This is a genomic window from Allobosea sp. 47.2.35 (assembly GCF_024655635.1).
GTDB lineage: Bacteria > Pseudomonadota > Alphaproteobacteria > Rhizobiales > Beijerinckiaceae > Allobosea.
Genome location: NZ_JANLGI010000034.1, coordinates 19,771 through 29,368, shown reverse-complemented (window position 1 = coordinate 29,368; position 9,598 = coordinate 19,771). Strand labels below are relative to the sequence as shown.

Here is a 9,598-nt window from a genome sequence, read left to right as displayed (position 1 = left end):
GCTCGTCAGGCTCATAACCTGAAGGTCGTCAGTTCAAATCTGGCCCCCGCAACCACCGATTCAGACACTCCCGTAGCCTTGGCTGCGGGAGTTTTGTTTTTAGCTATCTTTCCAGTCGCTTGGCGTTGCGTCCATTCCAGGATCGTCGCCAACTCGCCGTGCAGCGTCGCATGGATCTCGCCACGCTGGGGTCCGGGCGTCAGCACGATCTTCTCGATCAGAAGGCGCAGCGCTTCCGCCGCTTCCAGCCGCTCCTTGGGCTGGTTCAAGGCTTCGGTCAGATTCGCGATCTTGCTCGCGTAGATCGTGGCCGCGCTCGGCAAGAGGTCGGGCGTGTCTAGCGGGGCATCGGCGAGAAGGGCAGTCAGCTCTGCCTTGCGAGCCTCCAGCCCGGTCATCTTCTGCTTCATCGACGGGTGGTACATGCCGTCCGCGATGGCCTCGACGATCCCGGTGATGTGCTTATCGACCCTGGCGAGCTCGGCACGCCAGGCATCGCCGTTCGAGCGGCGCTCGCGGTTCAACCGGTTCGTCTCTTCGGCATGGGCGCGCATGGCCTCCGCGACGATCTCCGGCGCCATCATCCGGTCCTTCAGGCCGGTGAGCACGCGGTTCTCCAACTCATCCTGGCGAATGGTACGGCTGTTACCACAGGTTGCCTTGCTGACATGGTTCGAGCAGGCGTAGCGCTGCGCGCCGCGAACGGAGTAGGGGCCGCCGCAGCAGCCGCAGAAGATCAGACCGGACAGAAGGGTGCGCGGGCGGCGCGCGCCGTTGAGGCGGTTCTGCCGGTGATGTTCGCGGACGCCCTCCGTGACCTTTGCGAATTTATCCGCGATCTCGTCCTGACGGGCGCGGGCGGCCTGCCAGAGTTCGTCGTCGACAATGCGCAGGTCCGGCACGTCCTTGACGATCCAGTCTGTCTCCGGGTTGAGCCGGGAGACGCGTTTGCCGGTTGAGGGATCTTTGATGTAGCGCAGCCGATTCCAGACGAGGCGCCCGATATAGAGCTCGTTATTGACGATTCCGGTGCCGCGCTTCACATGGCCGCGGATGGTGGTGTCGCCCCAGGGCTTGCCACCAGGACCGAGAATGCCCTCGCCATTCAAGATGCGGGCGATGCTGCGCGGAGCAACGCCGGCGGCAAACATCGCGAAGATGCGGCGGACGATCTCGGCTTCGCGGGCGTCGATCGTTCTGTCCCCTCGGACCGGCTCGCCATGCGCATCGAACTGCTTCACGACCTTGTAGCCGTAGCACAGGCCGCCGCCGGACTTGCCGGCCTCCACGCGCCCGCTCATGCCGCGATGCGTCTTTTCGGCGATGTCCTTCAGGGTAAGGGCATTCATCGTGCCCTTGAGCCCGACATGAAGCTCGCTGATCTCTCCCTCGGCCAGCGTGACGATCGGCACGCCTGCGAATTTCAGGTATTTGAACAGCGTCGCCACGTCGGCCTGATCACGCGATATCCGATCCAACGCCTCCGCCAGCACGACGTCGAAGCGACCGGCCTTCGCGTCCTGCAGCAGCGTCTGGATGCCCGGCCGCAGGATCATGCTCGCGCCGGAGATCCCAGCATCCTTGTAGGTGCCGACTACTTCCCATCCCTCGCGCCCAGCCCGATCTCGGCAAATCCGGAACTGGTCTTCGATCGACGCAGCGCGCTGGTTATCGGAAGAGTACCGGACGTAGATCGCGACGCGCATCGTCAGCACTCCTTCGGGCGGGGGGATGGACCTCAGGATGAAGCCGCCCATGGAATTGGGCAAGAGCGCTATCGCCACCGCCTCCTTCAAGGTGCCTTCCTCCGTCTGGGTGTCGACGATCCCCTGGCCTCACCCTCATGCTGCTCGCGCGCGATCTGACGGCCCACCAGGCGAGCCAATTTAAAGATGGCGTCGTCGGTCTCTCGCGATAGTGCATGACGTCGATCAGCATCGGCGTTGGCCTTGACCGATGGGCCACTGCCGCCGGCTGAGGGGTGGGAAGCGGGGCTGACCGGATCTCGTTTCGGCCCGATGGCCATGGCGACCTCCAAGGGGGAGGCCTTCCAAGTTTACCATATTGGCCGGCGGCGGTAGTGCTGAATCTGGGAACATATGCCGGCCACCGTCAGGCGAACAGCGTCGCTTGAAGCGCCCAGTCTTCCTGATAAATCAGGCGCTGAGAGCGAACCGTCTTGATGCCCTGCGGACTACGCTCGATCTCCAAGAGTCGCCCGCTCCGCTCTGGGAAGCCGTCGATGACAAGCTCGCAGATGTCGGCAATGCCGTTCGAGAAGTTCTTAACATCCCTGCAGACCCAATGCAGCCAATGGACTATCATGGTCGCCGGGCCGGTAAAGTGGTTCTTGTGCTTGAAGTTCCGGCGCCGCTGCTCCTCGTAAAGTTCAGCCATCCAGACCGTAACGTGCGTCTCTCGCCCCGCATCGAGGTCGGCGATCGCCATCGCCCAGTGCCCGAGCGGCACCGCCCAGCGCAGGTCATGCCAGACCAGGAAGGGATTGAACCTCGCGTGCATCGCCAGGATCAGCAGCGGTTCAAGATCGAGATCGGTCAGCGCCTGGAATCGCGCGGAGCCCACCGTCTCGTGGCTGATGCGCGCGATGGGAGAGATGTCCATCGTCGAATCATGCTCGTCCGCCTTGTGGAAGTGGCCATGCGTATCCAACCGCTCGATCGAATTGCACCCAATGCGCCAGTGCTTGGCGCGAAACAGGGCGCGCAGCGTCCAATCCAGCAAATCGAGATGATGTTGACGCAGGACCGTCTGTTTCTCACGTCCCTTCACGGCAATCGGCTTGTGTGTCGCTCCGTAGAGCAGAAGCCGTTCCGATAAGGGAGCGCTCCAGGCTGACCCTGCGTTTGCAAGGGCAGCCCTTGCCCGGCTTGCAAGGTCGCGGAGTTCATCATCGACGATCCCTTTCTCGTCTGGACACTCGAGAGATGCTTCGTCGAGTGGACGTCGTAGCAGTGCCCGCAGCAGGCTGCGATGCCGTTCGGTTTCCTTCCAATCGCGTAGAAGTCGGAAGTCGTCATACCATTTGGCGTCATTGGCAAGCACGTCTTCCCGGAGTGACGCCAGGAGCTTTGAGAACAGGATCAGAAGGCAGATTTCGTGGTATCGTGGCGTCGTCGGCCCTGGGGCATTCCTTTCCGGAAAACCGCAGATGAGCCCTCGGGGCTCCTTCTTCCGTAGTGCAAGCATCCAACGTGCCTTCTCTCGCACCCCGCAGTCGCTCGAGAGCACGAGCCCGCATGCAGTCGGGTGCGCCACCCGGCCCGAGACACTGGCTCGCCCATCCTCTGTCCTCTTGCTGACAACTGGCTGGCTAGACTGCCGCGGCTTTCCATCGGTTCCGATAACTGCGCGCGCTGGCAGGGTCTTGGAGCCTGAGCGACACTGATGCTTACTCTGCTTGCGGACCCCTTCCTTGCCCCTGCTCAGGATGGGCAAGGGGCTGCCTGTGCCGAGTCCTCGAGCCCAATGCGGCATTCCCCAAAGTCGGGCACGCGCCCGCGAGATGATGATGACGGGAAGTGAAATGTTCTTTTTCCCGGCGCGTACTGCGCGTGCCTTGCCACTGAGAATCTCGCAGGTATCAGGGTCAAACCCTTTTGGACTGACCCGGTCCTTGCGCAAAACGATGAGCGGCTCCTTGCAGTCATATGTGGAGAGTTGGGCTGCATAGGTTCGATAGCCATCGACCTCGCCAGGGCCCATGCTTTTAAGAAGCTCGCGCGCGGAGACCACAACGCAGCGGATTTCATCGCCGTTGTGGCCTTTGTTCAGCGCGCTTTGAAGGCTGCGAGCTACCCAGCTAACGTTGATGATCTGACCTTTCCCACGGTCGACGCGGCGACATTCGTCGAAGCCCGGGTACAGAGGCCTGAATTCGGCTTCAGGCATGCCCTTCTCGATTGGGCGGATACGCATCTTGTCGCCTCAACACAACTGAACGAGCCGAATCAACTATCCAGAATTGTCCCAGTACGCTCGGTTGGCGTCAATCACCTGCAGAAACCTGATGATTCCGCCTACGGCACTGCAAAATGCGCCTGCATCTGCTCCCGGCGCACGGCGACGATCGCATCAGCGTCGCCGGTGATGTAATAGTCGCTGGTGATCAGGCCTGCCTCGCAATCGAGGAGAGCAGCCTCGATCCGACCGCCTTCCGCCCGCAGGACGCGAGGCGAGTTGTCGAGCGCGTAGACCGGCATGGTCCGCTCCTTGGCGAGTTTGCCGACGTCGTAGACCGATCCGAAGACGAGGAGGGCGCGGCATTTGCCGGAGATGGCGCTTGCGACTTCGGCGGGGCCGACGACAGCCATCGGATCGAGATGGCGGGCGTCGATGATCACGACGTGTTCAGAGCAGCTGTTGAGCAGCGCGGCGTTGAGCTTCTCACGCCCGACGCTGACTTTGAGGATGCTGGCGGGGCCAACGAAATGCTTCGCCACCGTAAAGTCGTATAGCAGCGGAAACTTGCGCGCATAAGGCCCGAATTCCGCGCAGAGTTCGAGGGTCGTCGCGGGCTTGATATCGGCAGGGGAGGGCGAGGACATGAGGGCATTCCTTCTCGGAGGGCCGGATTGGCTCCGCCCTCCGAATTCCTCCATCCAACAGGGCTCCGCCAGTCCGGAATCTGGGAACAATCGCGCCGTGGTCGAGATCGTCCCAGATCACGCACCGTTCTAGGACACCGGCGTGAATGCCACGCCGAAGCCCTGCGCCCTGGACTTCCACCCCGCGGCCATCTGCCGTTTCGTCGCGACGACATGGTCGTGGATGATGCGCTCGGCGATGCGAATGAGGCGATCGGCGTCGAAGCCTTTCGGGCGAAAGACGTAGAACTCCTGCGCCTCACTGGCGCGCATGATCTTGCCGAAGCCATAGGCAGTGGCGCGCATGGCTTCTTGTGGGGCGATGCCGACGAGGTCGCAATGGGTGCGGCCGGCTTCGCTCCCAAGCCAATGATTGAGTGCGGCGTTGCGCATGCGGTGGTGCATGCACTTGTCGAACTCGCGGATCGAGAGATCGATCGGGAGGCGGACCGCGAGGCAGCGCTCGGCGAGAACGACCGGCGAGCCGGCGAGCGGTTTGCCCTTCGGCAGGATGTGCTGCGCCATCCAGTTGTCGTAGCCGAGGTCGCAGCAGGGCAGGCCGTCGCGGCTGGTGGTGAGCGCGCCGTAGTGGTCGGCGTTGAGCTCGCGGAACCGGTCGCGCAGATTGACCTGCGCCGTCACCGAGACCTTGTGGATCGGCATCCTGAGGCGGCGGGCGAGACCGAGAAGGCCAGTGGCGATCGTCGGCATGCGATGATCCTCGCCACAGCCGGCGACGTAGATGAAGACGAGCTTGCCCGGCTGATAGGCCGTGAGGAAACGCTTCTCGATGAAGGCGTCCTCAGCCAGCGGCAGCAGGGTCTTGCCGGCGATCCTCGGCCACCGGGTCGGGAACCATTCCGTGACGGCACCGGCCGAGCCGGGCTGCAGCAGCGGGCTGCCGATCGGGCGCTTCGGGCGAGCGGCAGGCGTGGAGTTGGTCGTCATGGATTCTTTCTCTCTGTCGTGCAGGGCTTCACGGGGGCTTTTCCGTTCTCGCCTCACTTCGAGCTCTCCTTTCCTCTCGTCCTGGGCCTGATAAATCCGATCGGCTCCCTCGCGCCCCTGGTGTCGGCAACAGCCTCTGCGGCAGCGACATCGGCGACGATGAGATGGCGTCGACCGGCCTGCGCGGCGAAGCCGAGCGCGAGGGCGACGAGCCGGCGGATGCCGCGCGGGTTGGTTCTGGCGAGTCGCGCCACGACCCCATCGTCCGGCGGGGCGAAGGCGTCGCCATGAGCTGCGATGATGTCGGCGGCGATCCGACGCGCGATCGCGCGTAGCATGGCGGCGTCCGGCGGCGTGACAGTCACGATCAGGAACCGGTCCTGAATGAAGCCTGGCAGCGCATCGAGATCGTTTGCCGTCGCCAGGATGAGGCAGCGCGAGAGATCGAACGGTACCCTGAGATATTCGTCGACGAGCGCGCAGGCGTTCTCGGGTTCGAGCAGGGCGAGAAGGCTGTTGTAGGGCTTCTCGGTCGAATGGGTGACAAACTTGTCGATCTCGTCGAGGACGAGCAGGGGATTGCCGATCTCGCCACCGAGGACCGCCTCGGTCAATACGCCCATGCGAGCCCCGCGCCAGCTCGGCGGATGGCCGATGAGGAGGGCCTGCGCATCGGAGTTAGTCGCGCAGCTGAAGGGATGCTGCTCGACGCCGAGCGCAGCGGCGAGCCGGCGGGAGAAGTGGGTCTTGCCCAGGCCGGGGGGGCCGACAAGCAAGATCGGCGGGAGGGCGATTCCGGTGCCGGCGGCCATGGAGAGCGCAGTCGCCCGCTCGACCAGGGCAATGATCTCGACGAAGCCCGGGCACTCCTCTCGCAGGCCGCCCAAGCGTTCGATGGTGCCGCCGTCCGCGACGACGAGGCGGCGCAGCGGCTCCTCGCGCACGAGTGCCCGAAGACGCTCTACCCGTCCCTGCTCGTCACTGGAGGCGGAACTGGAAGGCCCACCCTCACCGATATCATCACCGGGCACGACGAGCCTGAGCTGCTTGAGAACGGAGGCTCGGTCGAAGACCGCGACCGAAGGCCCCGGCGCAGGGGCGGTCGCGGGCGGTTCAGCGCGAGCCGGCTCGACCGGTTCTTCGAGGGCCTCGCTATCGGGACGCTGGTCGCGCAGATGGCCGAGCAACCTCTGCCGGTCGAGATCGCGCAGGGTCCCGACGGCCTCGGCATCGTAGGCGGGAATCGTGTTCATCACCGGCCTCACAGCTCGACGCCGCCGAGGACGGTCACGAATCGCCCGCCCTGCCGGGCGATGCGACGCCCGACACCGAGTGCGATCTCGACCGCGGCACGAATCGGATCGGGATCGGCCGGACGTTCGGAGATGAGCCGCTCCACCTCCATCTTCGCGACGAGGTCGGCGGAGCTGCGCGCCGGCCAGAGCCCGATGCGGCAGAGGCGTGCATAGGCGAGGATGAGGGCGCCGCGCCGGCCGCCGTACATGAAGAGAGATGGAGGTTCGGCCTGCGACCATACCTCGATCGCCGCAAGCAGCGTCCTCGCCTCGTCGAGCAGGAGGGCGAGATCGGGCGGATCGTCGAACCAGGTCTCCAGCGCCAGCCCGTGCTCGAGGTGATAGATGCCGGGCGCGGTACCGTCGCCGGCCATCGGCTGCGGCAGCACAGCGCCGCTGAAGCGCCGGGAGGCCTCCTCCATGCCGGGCGGAATGCGCGATCCGATCACGAGACGTGGATGGCTGTCGGCGAAGGGCCGCCGCAGCGCGCGCTCCATCAGCTTGGGATCATGGACACCATCGCCGTTGCGATACTGCTCGCCCCGCTCCTTCGCGAGCATGGCCTTGGCGAAGTGGTCCTCGGGCGAGCAAGGCGGGACGAGCAGCATCGCGATCTCGCCAGCATGCGAGAGAAGTGCAATCGCATTGCCGATGTCGACCATGTATTCCAAGGCTGCGGGGTCGGCCTCGGCGAGGGTGAGGAAACGCTGATACTCCCGTGCATGCACCAGCGCCCTCCCGCGCAGGTCGAGGAGCGGCGGGAGCCGCTCGAGAAGAGCAGCATGGCGCTCAACTTCGTCCGAGATGTCCGGCAGGAGCGCGTCGAGCGCGGCGAGCTCATCGATGACGGGCCTGGCCTCGGTCGTGAAGACCAGGTCGCGCAGGGACGATGCGGCGGTGTCGGTCATGATCTTGAACCTGTTCCTTGGGGTCGGCCTATCCGCCCCTTCACCTCCTCCCGCTCGCCATCCAGATGTTCCAGCGTGTCGCCGTCTTGCGGCCGTCAGCCGATCTCGTCGATGTTGAGGAACCGGTTGCTCTGGCCGGCGACCGTCTCGCCCTGGCCGAAGGCGATCTCCCAGAGCGCGCCGAGCCGGTCGGGGTCGGCATCCCGGGCACGCACGAGATCGCGGGCGGCGATTTTGGTGGCGACATCCGGCGCGCTCCGCGCGGGCCAGAGCGCGATGCGCAGCAGCCGGGCGTAGGCCAGGATCAGCCCGCCCTCGATCGCGGCGTCGTCCATCCCGGTCGGCCGGTAGCCGCGGCGCAGATCGTCGATCAGCGCGAAGAGTTTGCACGCGCCGTCGAGAAGATCGGCGAGACCGGGCGCAGCGGCGAAGTAGGCCTTCAGGCTGTCGGCCTGCTCGAGCGCCCAGGCGCGGGGCGCGCCGGGTTCGGGCTCATCCTGCGGCTTCGGCTGGAGAGCACCGACCCGTCGGGCCATGGTCTCGATCATCTCGGCGACCGCGGCGGCGCTGGTCGGCAGCGCCAGATGCGCGGGACGCTGTGGGAGATCGCCGACCGCACGCCGCGCCAGCGCGATGTCCTCGCCATCGCCGTTCCGGCGGGCATGGCGCAGCAGGTTGCGGCCGAACTGCTCGCGCGCCCAGACGTCGTCCTCCGACCGGGTCGGCAGCAGGAGCAGGGCGAGGTTCGAGGCATTGGTCAGCAACGTCAGCGCATTGGCGACATCGATCCAGCGCTCGACCTGCCCCTTCTCACGGGCAAGAAGCAGGATCAGGCGCCGGACCTGTTCGGTATGCGCCTGGCCCCGGCCCCGGAGCGCGAGCAGGCCGGGCAGCTGGTTGCGGAAGATGGCGAGGCTTTCGGTCTCGCCCGGCGCCACGGGGACGAGGCGCTCCAGACCGGCGAGGTCGTCGATGACAGGATGCAGGGTCGGGTCGAGGACGATGGTGCTGAGCAGCTCGTCGCGATGGGCGGTGGTCTTCATGGTGTTTCCTTGGATTCTTGAGGGGTGACGGTGTCGTTCCGTCGTCTCTCTCCTCTCTCCTGATCCTTGGCCTACTCCCTGGCAGCCCTGGAACGCGAACAGGCAGCGCCCGCGAAGACGCTGCCTGCCACGGCCTGCGGGGAGCCGGGCGTCTGTCGGACGCCCCGGCCAGGCCGGCTTATTCCGTCGCGAACAGCGCTGCGATGCGCACGCCGAGCCCGAGCGCGATGAGGCCGACCTCGTCGAGATGAGCATCGGCCGCCGCCGCCTCGATCGCTTCGATGCGACGTGCTGCAATGCCGGTCAGGCGGGCGAGATCATCGATCGTCAGGCCGCGTTCCTCGCGCAGCCGCTGCAGATTGCGGGCGAGGAGTGCGGCCGTCTTCAATGGTTCAGATGGATTCATGTGGGGTTCCCGTTCCGGTTGGATCGGGAGTTCCCTTTTCCTGCCGTCTCTCCTGGGCTAACGGCGTGCTGCCGATCAGCTTCTCGGCTTGCGACCAGCCTTCAGCGGTTGCGGGGCGGTGTCGCCCCGGCCGGGTTCGGCAAACATCTGCGCGATGGGGACGCCCAGCGTCAGCGCCAGCTTCTCGACGATGCCGATCGAGGGATTCTCGATCTGCCGCTCCAGCCGGCTGACATAGGTCCGGTCGATGGCGCTATCGAGCGCCAGCTTCTCCTGCGACAGGCCGCGCTCGACCCGCAGCCGTCTCATGTTCCAGGCAAGGAGTTCGCGCGCGTCCACGCCGCGATGTCGACCGCAGCAAGGTCGATTTATCCACGGTAATTAGACCCATTAT

The 9,598-nt window shown here is 65.2% G+C and carries 9 protein-coding genes; all 9 read right to left on the bottom strand.

The window, feature by feature from the left end:
- Positions 1 to 11: 11 nt before the first annotated feature.
- Complete coding sequence (locus tag NUV79_RS23970; protein ID WP_257735588.1) at positions 12 to 1,706, bottom strand: recombinase family protein; 1,695 nt, start codon at positions 1,704 to 1,706, stop codon at positions 12 to 14.
- A 406-nt stretch (positions 1,707 to 2,112) separates the two neighbouring features.
- Positions 2,113 to 3,909 (bottom strand): hypothetical protein, encoded by a 1,797-nt coding sequence (locus tag NUV79_RS23965; protein WP_257735586.1) that lies wholly within the window; start codon positions 3,907 to 3,909, stop codon positions 2,113 to 2,115.
- 128 nt (positions 3,910 to 4,037) lie between these two features.
- On the bottom strand, positions 4,038 to 4,565 hold the full coding sequence (locus tag NUV79_RS23960; RefSeq protein WP_257735585.1) for an RraA family protein: 528 nt from the start codon (positions 4,563 to 4,565) through the stop codon (positions 4,038 to 4,040).
- A 129-nt stretch (positions 4,566 to 4,694) separates the two neighbouring features.
- Positions 4,695 to 5,552, bottom strand: coding sequence for a hypothetical protein (locus tag NUV79_RS23955; protein WP_257735584.1), 858 nt, complete (start codon positions 5,550 to 5,552; stop codon positions 4,695 to 4,697).
- Between the two features lie 53 nt (positions 5,553 to 5,605).
- Positions 5,606 to 6,805, bottom strand: coding sequence for an AAA family ATPase (locus NUV79_RS23950; protein ID WP_257735583.1), 1,200 nt, complete (start codon positions 6,803 to 6,805; stop codon positions 5,606 to 5,608).
- Between the two features lie 8 nt (positions 6,806 to 6,813).
- Entirely contained in the window at positions 6,814 to 7,755 is a 942-nt protein-coding gene (locus NUV79_RS23945) for a hypothetical protein (protein ID WP_257735582.1), read from the bottom strand.
- 95 nt (positions 7,756 to 7,850) lie between these two features.
- Positions 7,851 to 8,798, bottom strand: coding sequence for a hypothetical protein (locus NUV79_RS23940; RefSeq protein ID WP_257735581.1), 948 nt, complete (start codon positions 8,796 to 8,798; stop codon positions 7,851 to 7,853).
- Between the two features lie 178 nt (positions 8,799 to 8,976).
- Positions 8,977 to 9,204 (bottom strand): helix-turn-helix domain-containing protein, encoded by a 228-nt coding sequence (locus tag NUV79_RS23935; RefSeq protein WP_257735580.1) that lies wholly within the window; start codon positions 9,202 to 9,204, stop codon positions 8,977 to 8,979.
- A gap of 75 nt (positions 9,205 to 9,279) precedes the next feature.
- Positions 9,280 to 9,543, bottom strand: coding sequence for a helix-turn-helix domain-containing protein (locus NUV79_RS23930; RefSeq protein WP_257735579.1), 264 nt, complete (start codon positions 9,541 to 9,543; stop codon positions 9,280 to 9,282).
- Positions 9,544 to 9,598 lie beyond the last annotated feature (55 nt).

Excerpts from the sequence above, each read along its gene's own strand:
- NUV79_RS23970 (WP_257735588.1), bottom strand. The coding sequence starts at position 1,706 with ATGCGCGTCGCGATCTACGTCCGGTACTCTTCCGATAACCAGCGCGCT.
- NUV79_RS23965 (WP_257735586.1), bottom strand. The coding sequence starts at position 3,909 with ATGCCTGAAGCCGAATTCAGGCCTCTGTACCCGGGCTTCGACGAATGT.
- NUV79_RS23960 (WP_257735585.1), bottom strand. The coding sequence starts at position 4,565 with ATGTCCTCGCCCTCCCCTGCCGATATCAAGCCCGCGACGACCCTCGAA.
- NUV79_RS23955 (WP_257735584.1), bottom strand. The coding sequence starts at position 5,552 with ATGACGACCAACTCCACGCCTGCCGCTCGCCCGAAGCGCCCGATCGGC.
- NUV79_RS23950 (WP_257735583.1), bottom strand. The coding sequence starts at position 6,805 with ATGAACACGATTCCCGCCTACGATGCCGAGGCCGTCGGGACCCTGCGC.
- NUV79_RS23945 (WP_257735582.1), bottom strand. The coding sequence starts at position 7,755 with ATGACCGACACCGCCGCATCGTCCCTGCGCGACCTGGTCTTCACGACC.
- NUV79_RS23940 (WP_257735581.1), bottom strand. The coding sequence starts at position 8,798 with ATGAAGACCACCGCCCATCGCGACGAGCTGCTCAGCACCATCGTCCTC.
- NUV79_RS23935 (WP_257735580.1), bottom strand. The coding sequence starts at position 9,204 with ATGAATCCATCTGAACCATTGAAGACGGCCGCACTCCTCGCCCGCAAT.